This window comes from Microcoleus sp. N9_B4 (assembly GCF_036701635.1).
Lineage (GTDB): Bacteria > Cyanobacteriota > Cyanobacteriia > Cyanobacteriales > Microcoleaceae > Microcoleus.
Genome location: NZ_JAUBRC010000007.1, coordinates 175,140 through 198,540, shown reverse-complemented (window position 1 = coordinate 198,540; position 23,401 = coordinate 175,140). Strand labels below are relative to the sequence as shown.

Sequence of the window (23,401 nt, the reverse complement as noted above, 5' to 3'; positions counted from 1 at the left end):
CCGGGAACACGAATTTCAGCAGCAATTCGCCGAAAAATCCAGTGCTCTGGAATCTTTGCAGCAGCAACTCGCCGAAAGAGAACACCGGGAACACGAATTTCAGCAGCAATTCGCCGAAAAATCCAGTGCTCTGGAATCTTTGCAGCAGCAACTCGCCGAAAAATCCAGTGCTCTGGAATCTTTGCAGCAGCAATTCGCCACCGAAAAGCAAAATCTCGAAAGCCAATTCCAGGAAACCGTGTCAAAGTCGAGTTACGAATCTTTGCAGCACGAGTTAGCAGAAAAGTCAAGTGCGTTCGGCGACTTCCAAGTTAAACTGACCAAGTTGCAATATCTGGAAAATCAATTGAACCAGAGTGCGGCGATACAGCGAAATTACGACGCTTTGCAGCAACAGTCTCAAGAACAGCTAAGAACCATCAAAGCTTTACGGGACCAGCTAGCTCAAATGCAGGCTGTGGCTGGGATTGGCGAAGCTTATCTCAACAAGTGGCGCCGTCCCTGATTCTCTCATCAGCACGCCACAGTCTAACGCTCCGGGTGCGTCCGGAGCAGTTTACCCCTAAAAAGTCCTTTAAACTCGGCCTCCTTCCTCTTGTAGCGATAGATTTCAACCTGTCGCTACAAGAGCTTTTTATTGCAAAATATGAGCATACTATTAAGAAATATTACAATAAATAAATTTATGACAGGCGATCGCACCCCTTTTGGCAAATCCAGTCCCACAGAGACTAAGGGCCGCGTCACGGTAATTGGAGGCGGCATCGGCGGGCTGACAGCAGCCGCCCTGCTAGCCCGCAGAGGATACAAAGTGCTAGTCTTAGACCAGGCGATCGTCCCCGGAGGATGCGCTTCCACCTTCAAACGCAAAGGCTTTACCTTCGATGTCGGCGCCACGCAGGTTGCAGGATTGGAACCCGGAGGCATTCACCACCGAATTTTCTCAGAATTAGACATAGAACTCCCCGCAGCCACACCCTGCGATCCCGCTTGTGCGGTGTTTTTGCCGGGAGAAACCGCACCGATTAGCGTGTGGCGAGATCCGCAAAAGTGGCAGGAAGAAAGGCAGCGGCAGTTTCCTGGAAGCGAACCTTTTTGGCAATTATTATCTGCATTGTTCAAAGCTAGCTGGAACTTTCAAGGGCGCGATCCAGTTTTACCGCCCAGAAACTTCTGGGATTTCTGGCAATTAATTCAAGCAGTTCGCCCCGATACTTTAATTACTTTGCCTTTCACTTTTATGACAGTGGGAGATGCTTTGTGGCTTTGTGGCTTCGGCGACAATTTGCGCTTGAGAACTTTTCTGGATTTGCAGTTAAAATTGTATTCTCAAGTTGATACCGAAGAAACGGCGCTACTTTACGCGGCGACGGCTTTAGGAGTTTCGCAAGAGCCACAGGGATTGTATCATCTAGAAGGAAGTATGCAGGTGTTGAGCGATCGACTCGTAGGGGCGATCGAACGAGACGGCGGCAAAGTCCTGTTGCGGCACACAGTTGAAAGTATTGTCACCGCCAACGGCAAAGCCACAGGTACAGTGATTCGCAATCAAAAAACAGGCGAAGTTTGGACAGAAACTGCCGATCGCATTGTTGCCAACGTGACCGCGCAAAATCTAGTAAAATTGTTGTCAAGCGAGCCGATGGTCGGAAATTTAACAGATAATTTAACAGATAATTTCTCGGTTAAATCAGAGAATTTAGAGACAACAAACAAACTCCCCAATCAAATGGCAGGCTACAAATATCGAGTCGATAAACTGCCGCCTGCATCCGGTGCATTTGTCATATATTTGGGAGTGCATGAAAGCGCAATTCCAGAAAATTGTCCGCCCCACCTTCAGTTTCTCTACGATTACGAAGGTGAGATTGGGGAGAATAATTCATTATTTGTTTCTGTCAGCCATCCGGGTGATGGCCGAGCACCAAAAGGCATGGCGACAATTATCGCTTCCTCATTTACTGATACTCGAATGTGGTGGAATTCGGTTGATTATGAAGGATTGAAGCAAAAATATACCGCAGGGGCGATCGCCCGTTTGAGCGAATATTTCAATTTGACGCCAGAGTCGATCGTACACCAAGAAGCCGCCACACCCCGCACCTTTGCCCGCTACACAGCGAGAGATAGAGGCGTTGTGGGTGGCATCGGGCAGCGAATACCAACCTTCGGCCCCTTCGGATTTGCCAACCGCACACCCATTAAAAACTTGTGGTTAGTAGGCGACTCCACCCATCCGGGAGAAGGAACTGCCGGCGTTTCCTATTCTGCTTTAACAGTAGTGCGGCAAATGGAAGCCGCCTCTAAAATCTAAGAGGACACAGCAAGGCCGTTTCCCTACACCAAAAATAATTAATCGCGCGAGAGATGTAACTATCGCGCGATTAATTTTAGGGAATAGTTAACAGTTAACAATGAACAGTCAACAGTTAACAGTCAACAGTCAACCATCATTCCGGTGTCACCAGAATTGATATCAACTACCTTCTCTGATTACTTGATAGAAATCTTTGCGCCCACAGCTTCAAGCTGTTTCTTCATTTCTTCAGCAGCTTCCTTAGCAATAGCTTCCTTAACTGCTTTCGGTGCGGCTTCTACCAAATCTTTTGCTTCCTTCAGGCCCAGACCGGTAATTGCGCGGACTTCCTTCAGAATTGCGATTTTCTTGTCAGCAGGAACTTCTTCCAGCATGACAGTAAATTCAGTTTGCTCTTCTACTGGTTCAGCAGCAGCAGCAGCAGGGCCGCCCATCATCATCATGCCGCCGACAGGGGCAGCAGCGCTGACGCCGAAAGCTTCTTCAATTTGCTTGACCAATTCAGAAGCTTCGAGCAAAGTCAGAGACTTAAGTTTTTCCAAGATTTCGTCAGTTGCAGTAGACATTCGTTAAACTCCTAGTTCGATTGTAGATTTGGGATTTGGGATTTGAGATTTGCTCATTCATCCTTAGTTTTTCGTCTCCAGTCTTCTATTTATTACTAAATACTAATGACTGAGGACTCATGACTAATTACTAATGACTTACACAGATGCGCTTTCTGCTTCTGCTTCTGGTTGCGCTTCTGGTTGTGCTTCTGGTTGTGCTTCTGCTACTACTTCTGCTGAACCGCCGTCTTTTTCAGCATAAGCTTTAAGACCGCGAGCGATCGAAGTAGGAACTTGATTGATACCCACAGCCAACTTGGTTGCGACACCGTTGATAGCGCCAGCAATTTGAGCCATGAGTTGTTCTTTCGACGGCAGATCGGCTAATGCTTTAACATCAGCTTCTTTCAGTACCCGTCCTTCCATTACGCCGCCGCGAAGTTCAGTCTTCTTAGAGACTTTTTGGAATTCTTGGTAAGCTTTAATCGCGCCGCCAATATCTTCTTGGACGAACAGGAACGCCGACGTACCGGTCAGCAATTCTTGTATCGGCTGCCAGGTTTCGTTGCCTTCAACCGCAATTCGCATCAGCGTGTTTTTTGCCACTTGGCAACTGCTGCCTTTCGGACGCAAACGCCGACGCAAATCTGTGATTTCAGCAACAGTTAAGCCCGTGTAGTCAATCACGATCGCCAGTTGAGATTCGCTCAAGGTTTGCTTGAGGTCTGCAATAATCTCATTTTTTACTGCTAAACTTTTGCCCATACTTATTTCACCTCCTTTTAGGATCGAAAACTGCCCGTCAAAAACCCCGACCTTCGAGCCGGGGCAGAGAATTAAAACTTAACAAGTCAGAATTAAAAATATAAAATTTCTAATCTTTGAGTCTTGAGTTTTTATTTCTTCAGCCTCGGCAGGAAATTAAGCGATCGGCACCTGCGGTCTTCAGCTTATTGATTTTTGATTAGGCTATCACCAGAAGGCAGACATTAGCAGGGGTCTGGCGTAAGTCTTGTGAGAGATTTACACTGACAGCCGAAGCTGTCTTTTACCTTCTGCCTTCTGCTTAATTCTTGCTACGCAGCATCAAGTTTGGTATCGCGCAGAGCACTGATATCGACTTCGATCGACGGGCCCATTGTTGCGGATACGTACAAACTGCGCCAGTAGCGACCTTTAGCACCAGAAGGACGGTTGCGATCAACAGTTTCTTGCAAAGCATGAAGGTTGACCAGCAAATCTTCCGCTGAGAAAGCTGCCTTGCCAAACATAACATGAACGATGCCAGTTCGATCGGCACGGAATTCTAGTTTACCACCTTTAAACTCGTTGATCGCCTGAGCAATGTCAGTCGTCACCGTGCCACCTTTCGGAGAAGGCATCAAACCGCGCGGGCCCAATAACCGACCCAATTTTGCCACCAACGGCATCACGTCTGGGGTAGCAATCAGGCAATCGAAGTCCATCATGCCCTTCTGAATTTCATCGATCAACTCTTCAGAACCAGCAATATCCGCGCCAGCATTCAGAGCTTCTTTAACTTTTTCGCCCTTAGCAATCACCGCAATTCTGACTACTTGACCAGTTCCTTTTGGTAGCGATACAGTTGTCCGCAACTGTTGGTCAGTATATTTCGGGTCAATTCCCAAACGGATGTGAGCTTCAGCAGCTTCGCCAAACTTAGCGGTTGCTGTTTCTTTCAAAAGTTGCAGAGCTTCCAGCGGTAGATAAGGTCTGTCTTCAACTTTCTTTTGAAGTTCTTGCAGTCTTCGAGATACTTTCTTTGCCATTGTTATTTTTTGGGGTTAGTCGATTTTAGATTTTAGATTTTAGATTTTAGAATTGAGCCGTTTTGGTCATTTCAAATCTAAAAAATTTGCGATTCTTAGCGAAGCTTTGCTTCTCCCCCTGAATCGACTTAGGACTTACGATTTGAGCTTGAAGATTTTAGCTTCAAAATCCTGAATTACTGACAACTGTCAACTGTCAACTGACAACTGACAACTGACTTCAATCCGCGATCGCCACGCCCATATTTTTAGCCGTTCCTGCCACAATTTTCATAGCAGCCTCAACATCATTAGCATTGAGGTCAGGCATTTTGGTTTCAGCGATTTCTCGTAACTGAGCCTGGGTAATCGACCCTACTTGCTTGCGATTAGGTTCTCCCGAACCCTTAGCAATGCCAGCGGCTTTTTGAATCAAAACCGACGCCGGTGGGGTTTTGAGAATAAACGTAAAACTGCGGTCTTCAAAAACCGAAATTTCTACCGGAACCACCAGACCTGCTTGGTCTGCGGTTCTAGCATTGTACTCCTTGCAAAACATCATAATATTGACGCCGTGCTGACCCAGAGCTGGGCCGATCGGAGGAGCTGGGTTGGCTTTTCCCGCCGTAATCGCCAACTTAATTACTGCAACAACTTTCTTTGCCATTAGTTAGTTCTGTTTCTGAACCTGATTGAACTCCAATTCTACAGGCGTATCGCGCCCAAAAATCGAGAGTAAAACTTTGAGCTTGTTTCGTTCCGGGCTAACTTCAATCACATCACCTTCAAAATCCTTAAATGGCCCGGAAAGTACCACAACGTGGTCTCCAGTAGACATCGATACTTTGACAACTGGTTCTGATTCCTGAGCGTTTCTGAAGATCCGTTCTACTTCCGAATGACTCAGAGGTAGCGGTTTGACGTGACCCCTGCCGCGCCCGTAGCGGCGTTTCTGCTCTGCCCCGACAAAGTTAATTACATTCGGGGTATTCTTGATCACCTGCCACGTATCCTCGTCCATAAACATACGGATGAGTACGTAGCCGGGAAAGATTTTTTCATCTGACTGCCGCCTGGAACCGTCTTTGCCGACTTTGATTGCCGGAGTTTGCGGAATTTCGACTTGAACGATGCGATCGGCAACATCCAAAGTTTGAATCCGCTGCTGCAAATTGGCCTTCACGCGCTTTTCGCAGCCAGAGGCAACTTGAACAGCATACCAGCGAGCATCAATCTCCGGCACATCTGGCGATGCTGCCTGTCCCGTCGCTTCTGTGGAATACTCAGATTCTTCTGATGCAAAAGTCATGGCCCAAACACCTTTCCCGCGCCCCAGTTAAAGAAATTATCCACCAAATAAATCAGGCTTGCTGAGAGGATTACCATCAAAAGCACGGCCAAAGACTCGCTGATTAGCTGCTGCCGGCTCGGCCAAACCACTTTGTCGAGTTCTTCTCTAGTTTCCTTAAAAAAACTCGCAGGGTTAAACCCAGACGCCGTTATTTCTTGAGTTTCTTGAGCTTCGTCTTTTTTCGCCACGATTTAATCCCCCTTGCGATTTTAGATTTTAGATTTTAGATAGTGTGAGTGGCCCGCGGCTCTCAGATTTTTTGACACTAACCACTTACGCCCAAGTCCCAAATCTCAAATCTAAAGCCACGACTTTTTTACAAGCCCAACCAATCAACGGCGTAAATGCCGATCGCCGAAACCGACGATCGAGAAGCCACACCGAGCATTTGTTGATGGCATTTTTTGCGAACCGCCCACAAAAATTAATTCTACCCGAAAGTTTGGGGTTTTGACTGTTGCCAGCCAATAATCCGGGCGCTTTCGGGCAGAATTTAAAGTTTGGTGATTCAGCGCGCCCTGGAGGACTTGAACCCCCGACATCAGGTTTTGGAGACCTGCGTTCTACCAACTGAACTAAGAGCGCACAGGTGAGGTTGCTGAAATTCGCTTAACCTCTAGATTTCTATTTTAACACAGTGCGCTCCTAAATGGGAAACTTTTTTTTGAAATTTCTCAATTTCCCATGAACCATGAACCAACGGGAAGCTGGGTGCATTCCTACAGGGAGCGATCGAACCGCTGTTTGACGCGAGTAGCTTTGCCCACCCGATCGCGCAGGTAGTAAAGTTTTGCTCTGCGGACTTTCCCGCGGCGCATCACTTGGATCGTGGCGATGCGGGGCGAGTGAATCAAAAACACCCGTTCCACTCCGACGCCCTGAAACACGCGGCGGACGGTGATTGTTTCATTAATCCCGCCGTTACGCATGGCAATCACAGTCCCTTCATAGGGCTGAACCCGTTCTTTGTTACCCTCTTTAATTCTTACGCCGACTCGCACTGTGTCGCCCACGTAAATTTCGGGGAGAACTTTGCTGAGTTCTACCTTGACTCTATTTATTTCTGCCGTCTCGATAGAACGGATTATTTCTGCGCCTTTCATCGGATTTACCAAAACTCACAATCCCTTATCATATATCGAAATGCCCGTTTTATGTCAAAAAATTTCTATGTTAGATACCTCTGGGGTCGTATTTCTGCAACTAGGGGCAATGGCCGCACTCGCCTTGTACGTCGCTGCCAACTTGGGTGCCAACGATGTCGCTAACTCGATGGGGACATCAGTAGGCTCGAAGGCTCTAACGCTGCGGCAGGCAATAATTGTTGCAGGCATACTGGAGTTTTCCGGCGCAGTGCTGTTTGGGCAAGGAGTTTCCGAAACTCTGGCAACAGGAGTTGTGAATGCACAAGTGTTCGCCACCCAACCGCAAGTATTTTTAATCGGGATGGTGTCAGTGCTGATAGCTTGCGGGATCTGGCTGCAAATCGCTACCAGTCGAGGTTTGCCGGTTTCTTCATCCCATGCAGTGGTGGGCGCGATCGCGGGTTTTAGCTGTGTTGCAGCCGGAATTAATGCGGTTGATTGGCGAACCATCGGCACCATATCCCTAACTTGGCTGGCGACACCTGTTGCCAGCGGTGCTTTAGCCGCACTATTTTACAGTGGGGTGAAGTATTGGATTCTCGATCGGCCAGATCCTCTATTTCAACTGCGCGAGTGGATACCTTGGCTGAGTGCAGTAATGCTGAGCGTATTCGGGATAATTGTACTGCCGTCTATTGTGGATGTTGCTTTGGTGCAGACAGGGGCGATCGCCGCCGCGCAGGATAGATTTGGCTGGAATCTTCCAATTCACGATTTTGTCATTGGCATCGCGGCAATAGCTGCGATCGGCCTGACACTCAATAGCTGGAAAAAATTAGAATCAGTTGAGAAGGAAGAAGGTACGTCCGCTTCTTTTGTAACGGATGTAACGGATGTAACGGATGCAAGGAATAAGAAAGAGGGAATATTTTCCCAATCTCCCACTCTCCCCCTCTCCCCCTCTCCCCCTCCCCGCCACTCTCCCATCGAGCAACAAATGGCGAGATTTCAAGTCTTGAGCGCCTGTTTTGTAGCATTTTCCCACGGTTCCAACGACGTAGGAAATGCAGTTGCTCCCCTAGCTGCGATCGCCTACATCCGGCGCACAGGTTCCTTTCCCTCAGAGGATTTCAGCGTACCACTGTGGATTTTAGTCGTCGGAGGCGCAGGAATAGTCATCGGTTTAACCCTCTGGGGCAAAAATGTAATTGCCACAGTCGGCGAAAAGATCATCCAACTCCAACCCAGCGGCGGATTTTGCGCGGAATTAGCCACAGCCACCACGGTCTTGCTAGCATCCCGCTTCGGTTTGCCAGTTTCCACATCCCACGCTTTAGTCGGTGCAGTTGTCGGAGTCGGACTTGTCAAAGCTTGGAAATCAGTACGCTGGGAAACTTTGCTGTCAATTGGTTCGGCTTGGCTGGTGACAATTCCGATCGCAGCAGGTTTGGGTGCTAGCATTTTTAGCATCGCCCAATGGATTTTAGCCAGATGAACGCAATTCGATCGATCGCGCCCAACGGCCGCTCAATCACTTAATTTCTGCTTCAAGCAAAGGTTTAGCTGTCTGGCCAGCACCTCAACACAGGGCTTTCTCAACATAGTAAGGTGATTGCCAGGAACTCGAATCACCTCTACTTGTGCCGCCGTTAAATCGCTCCAGCCAAGAGTTGGATCTTGATGGTTCGTGCTGAGCTTTTCCCCGGATCTAAACAAAGTAATTCGGTGCGGATAAATTTTCGGTACATAGCTGAGAGTTGCTTGACTGTTAGCTTGAAATACAGTGAACATCGACGGAATTGCCAGCTCGCGCCAGCTTTTTTGTTTGGACTCCTGAAATAAGATGCTAACCATAACAGCCTGTTTCCAATTCCAGCGATGCCAAAAATTAGCTACCACATTAAGCATCTTATTTAATTTAGGAAACCTGGCAGCAATACCGCCAACTTGCACATTTTCCGCAGCAGCCATCAAGCGAAAATAATCTACTACAAAAGGCCAGATAGAGCGCGAAACAGTAGTTAGAATAAACTTGCAACCGTCCCAAAAAGAAGGTTTGTTAGCAGGAACCGGCGCTAAAGTATCCAGCACAGCCAGCAAAGCCACTTCATCACCCGCTGCGAGTAACTGTTGAGCCATCTCAAAAGCCACCAAACCACCAAAAGACCAACCTCCTAAAAAATAAGGCCCTTTTGGTTGAACGGTACGCAAAGCTGCGATGTAGTCAGCCGCCATGTCTTCAATGCTAGTTAACGGAGAACTTTCGCCGTCAATTCCTTTGGGTTGCAGCCCGTAAAACGGTTGATTTTCTCCTAGCCCAAAGGCTAACTCGACATAAGGAAATACCACGCCAAAGATGGGATGGACGCAGAAGAACGGGGGATTTTTACCGCGAGGCTTAATTGCCACTAACGGCGACCATTCCTCAGAATTTGTTCCTGAATCTAGCGAATCTGCTAAACCTTCAATTGTGGGATGCAAAAACAGAGCAGACAGCGGTAACTCGCGCTCAAATTGCTGGCTTATCTCATTAATGAGGCGAATTGCGAGCAGGGAATCTCCACCCAAATCGAAGAAGTTGTCGCCAATGCCAACAGGCTCTGTGTTAAGGATTTTTGACCAAATTTGGGCGAGGGTTGACTCGGTTGGCGTGCGAGGTGCAATGCAGCTTTTATCTGTTGAATTGCTAATGAGATTCTCCCGCGATATTAGGCGGTTGCGATCGATTTTGCCATTGGGAGTTAGGGGCAGAAAATCGATCGCCACAAAAGCACTGGGAATCATGTAATTGGGCAGTTGTTGTTTGAGGAAATTCCGCATTTCCAAGGGATTAAGCGTCTGATTTTGATTGGGAACGACATAAGCAACTAGGCGCTTGTTTCCAGACAAATCATCTTCAGCCACCACCGCTGTTTCTTTGACTGCGGGATGCTGAAGCAGCAGCGCTTCAATTTCTCCCAATTCTATTCGATAACCGCGAATTTTTACCTGTTCGTCAGTGCGGCCTAAAAACTCAATATTGCCGTCAGGTAAATAACGAGCTAAGTCACCTGTTTTGTAAATTCGTTCTCCCGCTTTCTGGCTAAACGGATTAGCAATAAATCGCTGGGCGGTTAATTCGGGCAAGTTCAGGTATCCTCGCGCCAATCCGCTGCCACCGATGTACAATTCACCTGGAACTCCAACGGGTACAGGCTGTAAATTTTTATCTAAAATATAGAGTTGAGTATTAGCTATTGGGCGGCCGATTGGCGTTTTTTTGCTATCGCCAATTTCGGCCAAACTTGACCAGACTGTCGCTTCTGTGGGGCCGTAAGCGTTAAAAAACCTGCGCCCAAAAGCCCAGCGTTTTACAACATCCGGGGAACAGGATTCGCCAGCACAGATGATTGTTTGCAGTGCGGGAAGTTCGGCGTTTGGAAGGACAGCTAGCAGCGAGGGCGGGAGGGTAGCGTGGGTAATAGCATTGTCCTGCAAAAATTGGATTAATGTTTGTCCGGGCAACAAAGATTCTTTCTTGGCACAGTAAAGTGTTGCTCCGGTTCCTAAGGCCATAACAATCTCAAAGATTGAGGCATCAAAACTCAGGGATGCAAATTGCAAAATGCGGTGATTTGAGTTTAAGTTAAAAGCTTCTATTTGAGCTAGGGCTAAGTTGTAGAGTCCCCGATGTTCGATTAAAACGCCTTTGGGTTTTCCGGTTGAACCAGATGTGTAAATGACGTAGGCTAGGTTTCCTGGTAGGATTTTTATAGTTGGATTTTCTCGGCTTTGTTGGGCGATAATTTTTCTGTCTGAGTCCAAACACACTACTGAAAAAACTCCGTAATTTTCCGGCTGCGTCAAGTTTTTTGCTAAGTGCTGCTGAGTTACCAAAATCGACACCTGAGCATCTTCTAACATGAAGTTAAGCCGCTCTTGAGGATAAGTTGGATCTAAAGGCAGGTAGGCTGCGCCTGCTTTGATAATGCCTAGCAATCCGACGATCGCATCTAAGGAACGTTCTACACAAAGGCCCACTAAAACTTCTGGTGCTGCTCCCAATTGCTGCAAGTAATGTGCAAGTTGGTTGGCTCGGCTGTTGAGTTGGCGGTAGGTTAACTGTTGGTTTTCAAAGACGGCGGCGACAGCATGGGGCGTTAGCGGAGCCCTCGAAGACGATCGCGCGACTCGCTCTTCAAATAGCTGATGGAAACACTGGTTTTGCGGATAATCTCTCTGAGTGTCATTCCAATCATTTAATAATTGCTGGTATTCTGGCGCTGTCAGCAAAGCCAAGTCGCTGAGGTGCTGTTTGGGATTGGCAACAATGGCTTCGAGCAGGGTTTGGAAATGTCCCGCCATGCGCGCAATTGTGCCGCTATCAAATAAATCTGTGCTGTACACAAATTGCCCTTGAATACTTCCTGCATTTTCCCACAAGTGGCACTCTAAATCTAGCTTGGCGGTTCCCGCGTCAAAGTCGATCGCCTCTCCAACGATTCCCGGCAATTCTAGCGCTGCTACAGGAGTGTTTTGCAGGCTGAAACTAACTTGAAATAGGGGATTGCGGCTCAACTCGCGATCGGGGTGTAATTCCTCAACCAACTTCTCGAAGGGCAAATCTTGGTGGGCGTAGGCTGCCATTGCGACGTTTTTTACCCGATGCAATAGTTCCCGAAAAGTGGGATTTCCTGATAAATCTGCACGCAGCACTAAACTGTTGACAAAAAACCCGATTAATGCTTCTATTTCGCTCAGGTTGCGATTGGCGATCGGCGTTCCTACTGCAATATCTACTTGTCCCGTATAGCGGTACAGCAAAGTTTGAAAAGCGGCTAGTAGAGTAATAAATAAAGTCGCGCTTTCTTGCTGGCTAAATAACTTTAGCGCCTCGCTCAAAGCAGGTGATAGTGTTATAAATTGTTTAGCGCCGCGGTAGGATGGAACGGCTGGTCTTTGCCTGTCTGTTGGTAGATTGAGTGTGGTAATTCCGTTTAACTGCTGCCGCCAATAAGCTAACTGGGTTTCTAATACTTCGCCCTGCAACCATTGGTGCTGCCACTCTGCAAAGTCGGCGTACTGCACGGGCAGTGCTGGTAAGTGCGAGATCCCATTTTTTACAAATGCTGTGTAGAGCGTTCCCAGCTCTCGAATTAGCACTCCAATCGACCAACCATCAGCCACAATATGATGTAAATTCAGCAACAATATATGTTCTGTTTCACTGAGTTGTAACAGCGTTACTTTAAATAACGGCCCAGCGGCTAAATCGAAAGGGCATTGCGCTGCATCGGTTGCGAGTTGCAGCGCTGCGGTTTCCTGCTGAGTTGGCGAGAGATTTTGTAAGTCGATTGTGGGGAGAGATACGGTTAAAAAGGGAGCAATAACTTGTACGAGTTTCCCTTCCAAAAGCGTAAAAGTAGTGCGTAAAGTTTCGTGCCGCTGCACAATTTCATTGAAAGTTTGCTCTAAGCATCTTAAGTTGAGCGAACCAGTTAAGCGGAGCGCTGCTGAGACATTGTAAAAAGGATTGCCCGGTGCTAATTGATTGAGGAACCAAAGCCGCTGCTGAGCAAATGATGCGGGGAATACAAAAACTTCTATTTCTTGCTGCATATTTATCGAAATTGCACCTGTTCAACCGCCATCATTTTTATTGACTTTCTCGATTATATCTCTTGCACTCATTCACAAACCCTCTTAAAATCATCTGCGTTAATCTGCGTTAATCTGCCTTATATCTGCGGTTGACCAATCAAAAAATTATGCAATAGGTCCAGTAAAAGATGATAGCTTCCGCCGCCGACTATCGCGCGAAATCGGCACTAAAGCCGGAGCATCACTTTTAGCATTCTTATCTTTCAAACTCTCAACAATCTTAGATAATTCTGAAATTGTCGGCGCTTCAAAAACCCGGCGCAAAGGCAACTCTACCCCGAAAGCATCTCGCACTCTAGAAACAAGCTGAGTCGCCAGCAGCGAATGGCCTCCCAATTCAAAAAAATTGTCCCGGATACCCACTCGCTTTATCCCCAAAACCTCAGCCCAAATTTTCACTAAAACTTCCTCAATAGAAGTATGAGGCGCAACATAACCGCCAGCCCATTCTAACTTAATTGGCTGCGGTGCAGGCAAAGCGACGCGATCGACCTTTCCGTTAGCCGTCACAGGTAGCGACTCCAGCACCACAAAAGCCGACGGAAGCATATATTCCGGCAATTTTTCTGCTAGATAAGCCTGCAACTGTGGCACTAATTTTCGTGCAGCTTTAGCTTGTAAAGGATTGTTAGCATAAGAGCGCCAAGGACGCAAGCTATCGCTTCGGGTTTCTCGCACAAAATCTCTAATTTCGCCCCGTGCAAACACTACATCGTAGCGCCCTTGACCGTCGGAATTAGACCAACTAATATTAACATTATACGCAACTTCTAAAGCATACCACGCTTCGGGATCGACTCCTAAATCCTCGACTTTTTCCACGGCTTTCTGCAACTGACCTGCTGTGGGAAATTTATCGACAACAGACAGCAATTCTGCCGCCTTAACTGCTGCCGTTACCCGGGCATTAGGCACATTAGCAATTCTTAAAACATTGAGTTGATTTTGCAATAATATTTGTTGCACCTTGGTAACAGTCAGCTTCTGATTTTCATCCAACCAATCCAGCCGTTTCGATCCGCCCAACTCCCCTTGTGCCGGGGATTGGGGGCAGGGCGGTTTCATTCTCGGTAGGGGCAATCCCCCCGTGGTTGCCCCCATGTCCCAAACGCCTGTGAAATCGTCTGTGGGTGGGGGCGGGCACGGGGGCACCGCCCCTACAAAAGCCTGATTTTCGTGAGAATGAAACCGCCCTGGGGATTGGGGGGGATCTGTTTCAGACGCAATATGCAGAATCGCATTGTACCGAAAATTAGTTAACTCATTGCGATCGCTACCGCGAATTAATTGAATTTCTACGCCGCCAATCTGCGGAAAGCGCTGTTTTAATGCGCTAAAAAAATCTGGATCAATAACTAACTCTGTTTCTTGAAAAATTTGCATTTGTACTCGCTGCTGCAACTGTTCGCCCGCGAGAGAAGGTTCGGCTTGATACAGTTGTACCGAAGCGTGGAAAGCTGCCAGCAACGGCAAGCTGCGGACATCTCCGATGAATATAAAGCCGCCGGGAGCAGTTGCTTTCACCGCACCTTCTAGCACCTGCACGAGATAGTCCATATTCGGGAAATATTGCACGACAGAGTTGAGAATTACTGCGTCAAAAGCTGCTGTCTCTACTCCTTCAAAGTCTGTCGCCATTTTCTGAAGCAGCGTTACATTAGCTAACTGTTGATTTGCCAAGTGCTGCTGAATATAGTTGAGCGAAATAGGTGAAAAGTCTGTTCCGCAATATTGAGTGCAGCGAGGGGCAATTTGGAACAGCAACAAACCTGTGCCGCAGCCAATTTCTAACACTCGGCTAGGCTGCAAAGCTAAAATTTGGGCTGCTTGATTGTTCGCCCAGTCGCGCATCTGTTCTGCTGGGATTGGCTGATTAGTATAACTGCTATTCCAGCCGACAATATTAAATGTTGGATCTGAGTCAACAGCAGGTTGATTGTAAGTTTCATTGTAGAGCATTTGCCACTGCAAAACCTGTTCGTCCTGCAATTGCATTATTTGGTTTTTTTCGCGGGCAACGCTATATTCTGCATTCAGGGCAATATAAGCTACTAAACGTTTATCTCCCTGTCCATCTTCCGAAGCTATTGCTACAGTTTGCTGCACGGCAGGATGTTGAGTTAATACTGTCTCGATTTCTCCTAATTCGATGCGGAAACCGCGAATTTTTACTTGTTCGTCAATGCGTCCTAAAAATTCAAGGTTGCGATCGCCTCTGTAGCGCACTAAGTCGCCGGTTTTGTAAATTCGCTCTCCTGAATTTGGTTTAAAAGGATTGACAATAAAGCTTTGTGCGGTTAAATCTGGGCGGTTGAGGTAGCCGCGAGCGAGTCCGTTTCCGCCGATGTACAATTCGCCAACAACGCCCACTGGTACGGGCTGCAAATATTTGTCTAATATGTAGATTTGAGTGTTAGCAATGGGGCGGCCAATTGTCGGGGGGATGTCTGTTTGCTCTGTTACAGGAATATAACCGGAAGTTGTGACGACGGTGTTCTCGGTTGGGCCGTAATTATTTACTAGCTTAAATGGATGGGATTTTAAAGGATGTTGTTGCAGTTTTTCGCCGCCTGCGAGCAAGATTCGCAACGCTGTTGTTTGAGGCCAATCTAATAGCAAAACTTTCTCGGCTAATGGTGTTGACAAAAAGCTAATTGTAATGGCGTTTGATACTAACCAGTTTTGCAGTTTTTCAGGATCTCGCCTGATGTCATCTTCGGGAAAGTAGATGCTAGATCCGGCTGCTAGATAAGGCCAAATTTCCCACCCGCAAGCATCAAAGCCGATCGCAGCAATTTGCGTTGCTCGATCGCCCGCTGACACCCCAAACTCTCTTTGATGCCAAAAAACCAGATTTAACAAGCTCCCGTGCTCAATTTCCACTCCTTTCGGCTTTCCCGTGGACCCGGAAGTGTAAATCGCGTAAACCAGATTTTCGGCTGTGACTGCGCTGGTGGGATTGTCGGCGATTTCTTGGGAAATCATCTCCCAGTCTGTGTCTAAACAAACTATCTGTAAATTGGGCGAGCGCAAATTCTCTATCCATTGCTGCTGAGTTAACACAACAGATAATTGAGCATCTTTTACCATAAAGCTCGATCGCTCAGCAGGATAGCTCGGATCTAAAATTAAGTAAGCTCCTCCCGCTTTCAGGATACCCAACATCCCCACAATCAGATCGAGCGATCGCCCGCAGCAAAGCCCGACTAAAACTTCCGCCCCAACCCCAATTTTTTGCAAATAACGTGCTAGTTTGTTGCTGCGGAGATTTAGCTCTCCATAGGTGACTCGCTCCTCTCCAAATACCAGCGCCACTGCATCCGGTGTCCGATCTGCCTGCATTTCAAATAGCTGATGGATGCACAAATCTTGCGGATTATCCGCCTGAGTATTGTTGCATTCAACTAACAAATGATAGCGCTCTTTGGCGCTCAAATATTGCAGGTTGGCAATTCGCTGTTCGGGATTTGTCACAATGCTTTCTAACAAGGCTTGAAAATGCCCGATCAGGCGCGCAATCGTAGCTTCATCAAATAAATCGGCGCTGTAAATAACCATGCCGCTGATGCCCTCTGAGCTATCAACCCACAGCTTATTGCTGGGCGATTGGTTGCTTCCCGAGCTGTTGGGCGATCGCTCCCACAAATGAAACTCCAAATCAAACCGCGCCGTACCCACATCTAACTGCTGCGGGCTGAGTGTTAATTCTGGCAATTCTAACCGATTCCCCGGCGCGTTTTGCAGCGCAAACGCCACCTGAAATAAGGGATTTTGGTTCAACGCGCGATCGGGGTGCAGTTCTTCTACTAACTTCTCAAACGGCAAATCTTGGTGAGCGTAAGCTCCTAATGCTACCTCTTTGACTCGGTTTAAAAGTTCCCGAAAAGTTGGATTTCCCGACAAATCTGTACGCAATACCAAACTGTTGACAAAAAAACCGATTAATGCTTCAATTTCACTGCGGTTGCGATTGGCGATCGGCGAACCTACTACAATATCTTCTTGCTGCGCGTAATGGTAAAGCAACGTTTTAAAAGCTGCCAGCATTGTCATAAACAGCGTCACTCCTTCGCGCTGGCTCAACGTTTCTAAAGCCTCGCTCAGTTGTTTTGGCAGTAGCAAAAATTGCCTTTTGCCTCGGTAACTTTGAATTGCTGGCCTGGGTCGATCCGCAGGCAAATTTAGCATAGAAATGCCGTTTAACTGGTGTCTCCAGTAAGCAAGCTGCGTTTCTAAAACTTCCCCTTGCAGCCATTCGCTCTGCCATTTTGCAAAATCAGCATACTGGATCGACAAATCCGGTAAAGGCGAAGGTTTTTCGCTAGCAAATGCCGTGTAAAGTGCGCCTAATTCCTGAATTAGCACTCCGATAGACCAACCATCGGAGACAATGTGGTGCATATTCAGCATTAGTAAATATTCGGCATCATCTAACTGCAATAATGTGACTCGCAGCAACAAGTCCTTGGACAAATTGAAAGAGCGTTGAGCTTCCTGGGCGGTGAGCCTGTTTGCTTCAGTTTGTCGAGATTCCTTTGGCAAATTTCGCAAGTCCACTACATTAATTGGGAGGTGGAAAGCAGCAGCTATTCTCTGAACTGGTTGGTTCGAGACTACTGCTAAAGTCGTGCGTAAAGCTTCGTGGCGGCGCACAATTTCATTGAAGGTTTGTTGCAGCGCCGAAAAATTGAGCGAACCTGTCAAACGCAATGCTGCGGGAACATTATAAAAAGGATTGTTCGGGACTAATTGGTCGAGAAACCACAAGCGCTGCTGTGCAAAGGAAAGCGGTAGATTTCCGTCCCGCCCCATCGGAACAATCGGTGTAGGAGTGAAACTAGAAGTGCGATTAGCTGCTTTTAAAAATGAAATAATTTCGGCTTTTTTATGAGAAATTTCGGCGCGCAGTTCTGGTGTAATAATTCCTTCGGGAGCGTTGCAGCGCAGGCGATCGCCCTCAACAAAAATATTAATATCTAGACTGCGAAGGTAAGATAAAAACTCAACTAACTCCACCCTGACAGAATCTCTGGCATTTGGCGATGAACTCGATATTTTTGGATCGGGCATTTTGAGTCATCCTGTCATTAACTTGGGCAAATCAATAAAATAAATTCTACCAGCGCACAAATTAAGAGCTTAACTGATCGCTTGCTTACTGTGGCCTAACCTGAGTATGATTCTGTTTGAATCCGCAACCAAAATCCTACCCAAGGTTTCAGCTTATGCCGTTCATGCCGTTCAATTTCCTGTTCCTATGGCTGCTGGGACTGCTGTCCGTCGGGGTACTTGGCGGAGGTATATATATTATTTACGAATGGTACATCGGCCAACTTGTAGGGATGTCCTACTTAGTCAGCGGAGTCTTGATGCTTCTGTGGTGTGTTGGCGGTCGCTTGATCAGTTTGCCGCTGTTCCGCCGCCCCGGTGCTGACGAACCGAAGCCGACGCGGACGGGTACGGTTCAGCGAGTAGAGAGGCCTGATGGCACCATTTTACAAGTAGAATTCTACGGCCCAGAGGACGGACAGCCGATTATTCTCTCCCATGGTTGGGGGCCGAATAGTATGGTTTGGTATTACGCGAAACGGCAACTAAGCGATCGCTACCGAGTGATTGTTTGGGATCTTCCAGGTTTGGGAAAATCCACTCGACCAAAAAACAGCGACTACTCCCTAGAAAAATTTGCCCGCGATCTCGAAGCCGTCATTGCCATAGCAGGAACTAAACCTGTTATCCTACTCGGACACAGCATCGGCGGCATGATTACTCTAACATTCAGTCGGCTTTTTCCAGAACTTCTCGGTAGTCGAGTAGCTGGTTTAATTCTGGTAAATACGACTTATACTAATCCCCTCAAAACCGCTATTTTTAGCGGTTTATTACGCGCTTTGCAAAAGCCGCTGCTCCAACCTATCCTCTATCTCACCATAGCTCTGGAACCCATTATGTGGGGAATGACTTGGCTGAGCTATCTCAATGGTTCACTGCACATCAGTGTAGAATTATCTGGATTTAAAGGCACGGAAACGCGCGGTCAATTAGAGTTCTCAGCTTTCTTATCAGCCTTGGGTTCTCCCGGCGTTCTCGCTCGCGGCACACTGGGAATGTTCAAATATGATGAAACAAAAACTTTGCGATCGATTGACATTCCTGTGTTGGTGATCTGCGGCGATTCAGATATCGCCACTACCCCCCCAGCTAGCCTGCGAATGAAAGCAGAATTACCTCAAGCAGAGCTAGTTACTATACAGAAAGGAGGACACATGGCATTAATGGAGCATAACCAGCAGTTTGCCGAAGCTGTCAGGGCATTCTGCACTGAAATTTCGTGACTAAAAATGTGAGTTAAAATCTTGTAGGTTCTGGCTGTGGCGGCCTTAAAATTAGGCGTTGCACAATTTGAGGATGGTTATTGTCGGGTGTCCCGCCTGCTTCTACTTTATTTTTAATGTCCTGCAAGCAACCTTACCAGCGCATAGGCAGCCCCAGCCTTTAGCAGCTCATCCATCTAATAAACGAGCCTCACTCCTGATCAGAATGGATCGCTCTCTTTTTCGGCGTTTCTACAATCACAGAAATCACGAGCAAACTTAGCCCAATGATTTTAATCAAGGCGTTGACTGCGTGTGCATACTCCCATTGATCCCGATACCGCGTCCAATCTGCTGGAACGGGATTCGTCAACCATTGGGCGAATTCAGCATTCATTGGCGCGACAAACATGATCCAACTCACAAACGCTAGCACCAAGAGAATAGCCCCGCCCAACGTCCAGTAAAAAGTTGAACCATGTTTGCGAACAAGAAATGCCAGCACGATTGCTGTCAAAATCGCTGTAATTTCAAAAGCTGCGCCGACTGAGCCAAACAATTTATAAACATTTTCAAAGACCGTTACTCTCACCCAAAGTTGCTGGTCAAACTGCATTCTTTGTGGCAACTCTAGCAAATGTGTCATAGACAAACTTAGGCTAAATGAAGCCAGCATCAGTGTTATGAATCGCCACGCTCGTATAAATGTCATGTTGCTTTGCCCTCCAGCATATATATCTCTCTGCAACTTATGTTGTACTAATAATGAAATGCTGCGTAACTATCGGAGGCCATAACTAAATTAGCTGATGAGTTTTAATTTTCTAACTAGCAACCTCATAGATACTCCAACTCTATAGAACCAATTTTACATCTTAGGGAGAGGCTGCAAGCCTCTTCTACTTTTGCCGAATTTTTGGTAAGTTAATAATGAAGAGGAACGAGTTTAAATTATGTGAGTAGGTTGAAGCGAATTAAATAAATTAAAGCATCCCTTTAATTTGAAATAAGCAAACTGTTTCTAACCAAAAAATAGCCGTCGAATGTGATGCCAGTCCTTCTCCATCTAAAATCCGTCGTAAATTACGTTGACTTTCGCAGTCACCGACTCGTTGAATCTAGCGTTGATATTTAGATAAACGACCACCCTGAATCACGGGCTCGATCGACTTTCGGGCTGATGCCATCACGACGCATTCACCCGGCGCAATCTGTAGTGCTTTAATTGACCGCGACATCCGTTGTCCGCGCCCCGGTGGAAGGAATGTTGGGCTGCTGGGTAAAGCGATCGCGATAGAAACTGCAAAACTCGTCGATTGAACTTTTCTGGATTCTCGATGAACATGAAATGTCCGCCGCCCTCAGCCTCCTCAAAGATTTCCAACTCAGAGTCAGGGATGCTTTGATTAATCCAGGCTTGCGATGTCCACGGAACCAGACTTTTTCTGCCACCAATAATCAGAGTTGGCTGACGAATTCTGACTATGCGATCGCGCCAGTCCGTATGAAGATGGTTGTATAGCAAAGTTGCAGCGATCGCGCGCGGCAAGCGTTGGTTGCACTCGACAATCCACTCGAACTGTTCCTTGGACATCGCTGATGTAACCATTGAAGTCAGGATGTTTCGAGTCGATTCCTCGGCGTTGCCGTTCTCCAGGGTATGTATTACTGCATTGAGTTGTTCAGCAGTAAAAATTGCCCCGGATTCTGCTATTTCTTGAACGTTCCAATGCGATCGCAATGTTCCCAGTGGCGATTGATCGACCAACACTAACCGATCGATTTCATCTGAGCCGAATAGGTCGAGGTAGCTCCAGATAATGGCACATCCCATTGAGTGACCTAGCAGGTGTGGCTTTTCGAGTTGCAGAGCACCGATCAATTCCTGAACATCCTTAGACAAGCGAGAAATTCGATAACCGAACGATACTTTTTCTGACTCACCATGTCCCCGCAGATCAACAGCGATCACCTGATATTGTTCGGCAAAAACGGGAATTTGATATTTGAATTGTTCTGCGGACTGCGACCAACCGTGAAGCATCACGAGCGGTTTTCCTTGACCTGCACTGATGTAGCTCAATTCATTACCATCAGACGTTTTGAATGTTTTCCTTTGCATACTGTCCTTTGCGATGTCTTCCACGCACTGATAGCGATTGTGTTCGCTGATTGGTGTTGCAGGTCGCTACAACTCCTTAATGTGTTCATTGTTCAACTTTCATTGCATTCAGAACACTCAAGTTCCGTGAGTTAAGCGGCGAGTTAATTTTTCCGTTACCGCTGCATCTGTGTGATGACCTCTTCAGCCTCTCGTACCACGTCCTGAACAATCTGCGCTGCGGGCTTAATGTCGTGAATCAGATTGCATGACTCCCCTGCATAGAGAGCCACAGACTCCATATCCCCGATGAAGCCAGTGATTGGAATCATCGACCCATATTTCGGCACATCCATAGTGGTGCCAGCCAGTGGGACAGTACCGACGATCGTCCCCTCACCTGGACGCTGCCCACTCGTTGGACAGCCCGCAGCCTCCCACTCCGTGAACGTAGCATTGCGTAGCACCCGGTGGGGCGCATCAGACCAACCACCATCGAAAAGCGTGGTATACACCGTGTCCTCGGCTGTGCTGCTGACGACCCGTTCCTGGTAAGCACGAGTTGCAGCGGCTTCGGTGCTACACAGAAACCGCGTCCCCATAGACACCGCTTGTGCTCCAAGATTGAGGGCTGCTACCACTCCTCGACCCGTAGCAATACCTCCAGCGGCAACCACAGGCACGGATGTAACCGCATCGACCACCGCTGGCACAAGGGTTGACAGCGAGGTGCGGCTCCTCACGTGCCCCCCTGCTTCGACCCCTTGAACGATGAGCGCATCAACACCCATAGCGGCAGCGGCTGTGGCTTCCTCGATCGACCCCACCTGGATAAAGACATTGGTATTACGTCGGTGAGCCTCGGCGATGTAGGGGCTTGGATCACCCCAAAAGAGCACCAGCAGCGGTACCCGCTCTGCTAGGCAGACATCAATCTGCCCTTCTTCTAGCAGGGGAAGAATGAGGTTCACCCCAAAAGGTTTCTGCGTCAGGGCGCGGATGCGGCGGATCGCTTGTTGGAGGATCGGGGGTGGCATGAACACTCCACCCAGCACCCCACAGCCACCAGCATTCGACACCGCCGCCGCGAGTTCTGGTCCGGCTACAGGTCCCATACCTGCGGAGAAGATGGGGTGGGTAATGCCGATCTGGCGACAGAGAAGAGTGTGCATATATCCTACTGATGCGAGAGTTGGTGTCATAATTTTCCCTTTTATGTACTGCTTTCATTCTTCAACGTTCATCCTGTTCCGACCACTCAAGTTCCCTGAGTTAAGCAGCAAGTTAATCTTTCTATTTCTAAAGACAGGTTTTTGAGTTGTTCACAAGCAGATCAATTCATCCATTTGTTGTACAAGTTTTACTCATAATGGAGCGATCGTTCTTGTACACCTCTAAAGTCCCCTTCCCTTGATGATCTCCCTTACCACCAAGCACTTGATATTTATAGTTGCCATTCTTAAACTTATAAACTTGAGCCGCTTCTGTATCGTCTCTAGTTCCCTTGCCCAAACTCAAATTACCTTGAGGACTTGTAGAACGGTAGAGAAGTTCGCCCGAATTATACCTTTTCCAAACATTAACGTTGTATCCACCTTGGCACTTCAAACTGAGTACCAAGTCAGCAGTAGAATCAGCCGAGGCTGGTAAGACAAGATAAGTTGAAACACCAGTCATCAAACCAAGCAGTAACGCAAATCGCTTCAGTAGTGTTTTCATCGTTTCCTCTTGTAGTTTTGAGCGTTCGGTTTTCTTCTTAGAATCTACTTCTACCTAGCCAGTTCACGACTGGTCATGAACCGGCTCCATGTATAGCCTTGCCCACGCGATGATTCCGTTGCGTAGGCCAGCAACGACTACACCACGCATATTCAGTGCCGATCCGGACGTGCGCGTACCTTGCCAGTGCCATTCAGCCCAGGCGAGGTCACAGTGGATCGTCGAAGCAACCAAAGTTGCACGTAAATCTGGAACCTGGGCAAACAAGGCAGTCCAGTTCTCCCGGACTTGGGCTAGTCCGGTGAAGGAACTCTCAGGATGCAGCGGTAGTTCACCCTTGTAATCATTAGCGAAGCAGCTCACGAACGCGTCAACGTCGTGTGCGTTGATGGCATCAGACATTCGTTGCAGCACTGTTGGCGTTTCATGTTGGGTTGGCGCGCTCAAGTTTCCTGTTGTGTTAGGCATATTTCAAAGCATTTCGGTACACCCGTTGCCAGTTCTAGTGCTGTCACTTCATCTGGACTTAATCGATCGAGCATCACGATCGTCGATTC

Annotated in this window: 18 protein-coding genes, 1 tRNA gene, 1 pseudogene and 1 other annotated feature; of the genes and pseudogenes, 4 read left to right on the top strand and 16 right to left on the bottom strand. The window is 47.6% G+C overall.

All coding sequences use genetic code 11. From position 1 onward, the window contains the following. Both QUA43_RS07160 and QUA43_RS07155 read left to right on the top strand, forming a co-directional pair. Positions 1 to 505 (top strand): annotated as a pseudogene (locus QUA43_RS07160) (CopG family transcriptional regulator); the annotation flags it as partial. A 180-nt stretch (positions 506 to 685) separates the two neighbouring features. Beyond that, the gene (locus tag QUA43_RS07155) at positions 686 to 2,314 is read left to right on the top strand and encodes an FAD-dependent oxidoreductase (RefSeq protein ID WP_333372279.1); all 1,629 of its coding nucleotides are present in this window, start codon (positions 686 to 688) and stop codon (positions 2,312 to 2,314) included. 179 nt (positions 2,315 to 2,493) lie between these two features. On the opposite strand, the gene rplL is transcribed toward QUA43_RS07155, so the two are convergent. From rplL to rplS, 9 genes are all read right to left on the bottom strand, one after another. Beyond that, entirely contained in the window at positions 2,494 to 2,883 is a 390-nt protein-coding gene (gene rplL / locus QUA43_RS07150; protein ID WP_333054355.1) for a 50S ribosomal protein L7/L12, read from the bottom strand. 138 nt (positions 2,884 to 3,021) lie between these two features. Continuing rightward, positions 3,022 to 3,630 carry a 50S ribosomal protein L10 gene (gene rplJ, locus QUA43_RS07145; RefSeq protein ID WP_333325630.1) on the bottom strand — a complete coding sequence of 203 codons (609 nt, stop codon included), beginning with the start codon at positions 3,628 to 3,630 and terminating at the stop codon, positions 3,022 to 3,024. 29 nt (positions 3,631 to 3,659) lie between these two features. Continuing rightward, positions 3,660 to 3,832: a sequence feature (ribosomal protein L10 leader region), on the bottom strand. Between the two features lie 109 nt (positions 3,833 to 3,941). Next, positions 3,942 to 4,655 (bottom strand): 50S ribosomal protein L1, encoded by a 714-nt coding sequence (gene rplA, locus QUA43_RS07140; protein WP_190663916.1) that lies wholly within the window; start codon positions 4,653 to 4,655, stop codon positions 3,942 to 3,944. A 220-nt stretch (positions 4,656 to 4,875) separates the two neighbouring features. Continuing rightward, a complete protein-coding gene (rplK, locus tag QUA43_RS07135; protein WP_333031062.1) occupies positions 4,876 to 5,301 on the bottom strand; it encodes a 50S ribosomal protein L11 in 426 nt (141 codons plus the stop codon). A 3-nt stretch (positions 5,302 to 5,304) separates the two neighbouring features. Beyond that, positions 5,305 to 5,943 carry a transcription termination/antitermination protein NusG gene (gene nusG, locus QUA43_RS07130; RefSeq protein ID WP_333054359.1) on the bottom strand — a complete coding sequence of 213 codons (639 nt, stop codon included), beginning with the start codon at positions 5,941 to 5,943 and terminating at the stop codon, positions 5,305 to 5,307. Continuing rightward, entirely contained in the window at positions 5,940 to 6,173 is a 234-nt protein-coding gene (gene secE / locus QUA43_RS07125) for a preprotein translocase subunit SecE (RefSeq protein ID WP_333372263.1), read from the bottom strand. The genes nusG and secE overlap by 4 nt, the downstream gene beginning before the upstream one ends. Before the next feature lie 144 nt (positions 6,174 to 6,317). After that, positions 6,318 to 6,527, bottom strand: a complete 210-nt coding sequence (locus QUA43_RS07120) for a hypothetical protein (protein ID WP_333372261.1) — start codon at positions 6,525 to 6,527, stop codon at positions 6,318 to 6,320. Continuing rightward, positions 6,498 to 6,570: transfer RNA gene (locus tag QUA43_RS07115), tRNA-Trp, on the bottom strand. The genes QUA43_RS07120 and QUA43_RS07115 overlap by 30 nt, the downstream gene beginning before the upstream one ends. Positions 6,571 to 6,704: 134 nt before the next feature. Continuing rightward, on the bottom strand, positions 6,705 to 7,088 hold the full coding sequence (rplS, locus tag QUA43_RS07110; RefSeq protein ID WP_333047681.1) for a 50S ribosomal protein L19: 384 nt from the start codon (positions 7,086 to 7,088) through the stop codon (positions 6,705 to 6,707). A 40-nt stretch (positions 7,089 to 7,128) separates the two neighbouring features. Between rplS and QUA43_RS07105 the strand changes: the two genes are divergently transcribed. Then, positions 7,129 to 8,565, top strand: coding sequence for an inorganic phosphate transporter (locus tag QUA43_RS07105; RefSeq protein ID WP_445301952.1), 1,437 nt, complete (start codon positions 7,129 to 7,131; stop codon positions 8,563 to 8,565). Between the two features lie 32 nt (positions 8,566 to 8,597). Here QUA43_RS07105 and QUA43_RS07100 read toward each other — a convergent pair whose 3' ends face one another. Both QUA43_RS07100 and QUA43_RS07095 read right to left on the bottom strand, forming a co-directional pair. Further along, positions 8,598 to 12,668, bottom strand: a complete 4,071-nt coding sequence (locus tag QUA43_RS07100; protein ID WP_333372257.1) for an amino acid adenylation domain-containing protein — start codon at positions 12,666 to 12,668, stop codon at positions 8,598 to 8,600. A gap of 147 nt (positions 12,669 to 12,815) precedes the next feature. Beyond that, complete coding sequence (locus QUA43_RS07095; RefSeq protein WP_333372255.1) at positions 12,816 to 17,780, bottom strand: amino acid adenylation domain-containing protein; 4,965 nt, start codon at positions 17,778 to 17,780, stop codon at positions 12,816 to 12,818. 155 nt (positions 17,781 to 17,935) lie between these two features. Here QUA43_RS07095 and QUA43_RS07090 point away from each other — a divergent pair, with 155 nt between their 5' ends. Further along, positions 17,936 to 19,045 (top strand): alpha/beta hydrolase, encoded by a 1,110-nt coding sequence (locus QUA43_RS07090; protein WP_333372253.1) that lies wholly within the window; start codon positions 17,936 to 17,938, stop codon positions 19,043 to 19,045. 190 nt (positions 19,046 to 19,235) lie between these two features. Here the strand turns inward: QUA43_RS07090 and QUA43_RS07085 are convergent, their stop codons facing one another. The 5 genes from QUA43_RS07085 to QUA43_RS07065 all read right to left on the bottom strand — a co-directional run bounded on the left by QUA43_RS07085 (position 19,236) and on the right by QUA43_RS07065 (position 23,312). Beyond that, positions 19,236 to 19,670: a hypothetical protein gene (locus tag QUA43_RS07085; RefSeq protein ID WP_333372251.1), complete on the bottom strand. Its 435-nt coding sequence runs from the start codon at positions 19,668 to 19,670 to the stop codon at positions 19,236 to 19,238. Between the two features lie 540 nt (positions 19,671 to 20,210). Then, on the bottom strand, positions 20,211 to 21,146 hold the full coding sequence (locus tag QUA43_RS07080) for an alpha/beta hydrolase (protein WP_333372249.1): 936 nt from the start codon (positions 21,144 to 21,146) through the stop codon (positions 20,211 to 20,213). Positions 21,147 to 21,301: 155 nt separating this feature from the next. Beyond that, the gene (locus tag QUA43_RS07075; RefSeq protein WP_333372248.1) at positions 21,302 to 22,297 is read right to left on the bottom strand and encodes a nitronate monooxygenase; all 996 of its coding nucleotides are present in this window, start codon (positions 22,295 to 22,297) and stop codon (positions 21,302 to 21,304) included. A 166-nt stretch (positions 22,298 to 22,463) separates the two neighbouring features. After that, on the bottom strand, positions 22,464 to 22,844 hold the full coding sequence (locus tag QUA43_RS07070) for a hypothetical protein (RefSeq protein WP_333372246.1): 381 nt from the start codon (positions 22,842 to 22,844) through the stop codon (positions 22,464 to 22,466). Positions 22,845 to 22,907: 63 nt separating this feature from the next. After that, complete coding sequence (locus tag QUA43_RS07065) at positions 22,908 to 23,312, bottom strand: nuclear transport factor 2 family protein (RefSeq protein ID WP_333372244.1); 405 nt, start codon at positions 23,310 to 23,312, stop codon at positions 22,908 to 22,910. Positions 23,313 to 23,401: the final 89 nt, after the last annotated feature.

Excerpts from the sequence above, each read along its gene's own strand:
- QUA43_RS07155 (WP_333372279.1), top strand. The coding sequence starts at position 686 with ATGACAGGCGATCGCACCCCTTTTGGCAAATCCAGTCCCACAGAGACT.
- rplL (WP_333054355.1), bottom strand. The coding sequence starts at position 2,883 with ATGTCTACTGCAACTGACGAAATCTTGGAAAAACTTAAGTCTCTGACT.
- rplJ (WP_333325630.1), bottom strand. The coding sequence starts at position 3,630 with ATGGGCAAAAGTTTAGCAGTAAAAAATGAGATTATTGCAGACCTCAAG.
- rplA (WP_190663916.1), bottom strand. The coding sequence starts at position 4,655 with ATGGCAAAGAAAGTATCTCGAAGACTGCAAGAACTTCAAAAGAAAGTT.
- rplK (WP_333031062.1), bottom strand. The coding sequence starts at position 5,301 with ATGGCAAAGAAAGTTGTTGCAGTAATTAAGTTGGCGATTACGGCGGGA.
- nusG (WP_333054359.1), bottom strand. The coding sequence starts at position 5,943 with ATGACTTTTGCATCAGAAGAATCTGAGTATTCCACAGAAGCGACGGGA.
- QUA43_RS07120 (WP_333372261.1), bottom strand. The coding sequence starts at position 6,527 with ATGTCGGGGGTTCAAGTCCTCCAGGGCGCGCTGAATCACCAAACTTTA.
- rplS (WP_333047681.1), bottom strand. The coding sequence starts at position 7,088 with ATGAAAGGCGCAGAAATAATCCGTTCTATCGAGACGGCAGAAATAAAT.
- QUA43_RS07105 (WP_445301952.1), top strand. The coding sequence starts at position 7,129 with ATGCCCGTTTTATGTCAAAAAATTTCTATGTTAGATACCTCTGGGGTC.
- QUA43_RS07100 (WP_333372257.1), bottom strand. The coding sequence starts at position 12,668 with ATGCAGCAAGAAATAGAAGTTTTTGTATTCCCCGCATCATTTGCTCAG.
- QUA43_RS07095 (WP_333372255.1), bottom strand. The coding sequence starts at position 17,780 with ATGCCCGATCCAAAAATATCGAGTTCATCGCCAAATGCCAGAGATTCT.
- QUA43_RS07090 (WP_333372253.1), top strand. The coding sequence starts at position 17,936 with ATGCCGTTCATGCCGTTCAATTTCCTGTTCCTATGGCTGCTGGGACTG.
- QUA43_RS07085 (WP_333372251.1), bottom strand. The coding sequence starts at position 19,670 with ATGACACATTTGCTAGAGTTGCCACAAAGAATGCAGTTTGACCAGCAA.
- QUA43_RS07080 (WP_333372249.1), bottom strand. The coding sequence starts at position 21,146 with ATGCAAAGGAAAACATTCAAAACGTCTGATGGTAATGAATTGAGCTAC.
- QUA43_RS07075 (WP_333372248.1), bottom strand. The coding sequence starts at position 22,297 with ATGCACACTCTTCTCTGTCGCCAGATCGGCATTACCCACCCCATCTTC.
- QUA43_RS07070 (WP_333372246.1), bottom strand. The coding sequence starts at position 22,844 with ATGAAAACACTACTGAAGCGATTTGCGTTACTGCTTGGTTTGATGACT.
- QUA43_RS07065 (WP_333372244.1), bottom strand. The coding sequence starts at position 23,312 with ATGCCTAACACAACAGGAAACTTGAGCGCGCCAACCCAACATGAAACG.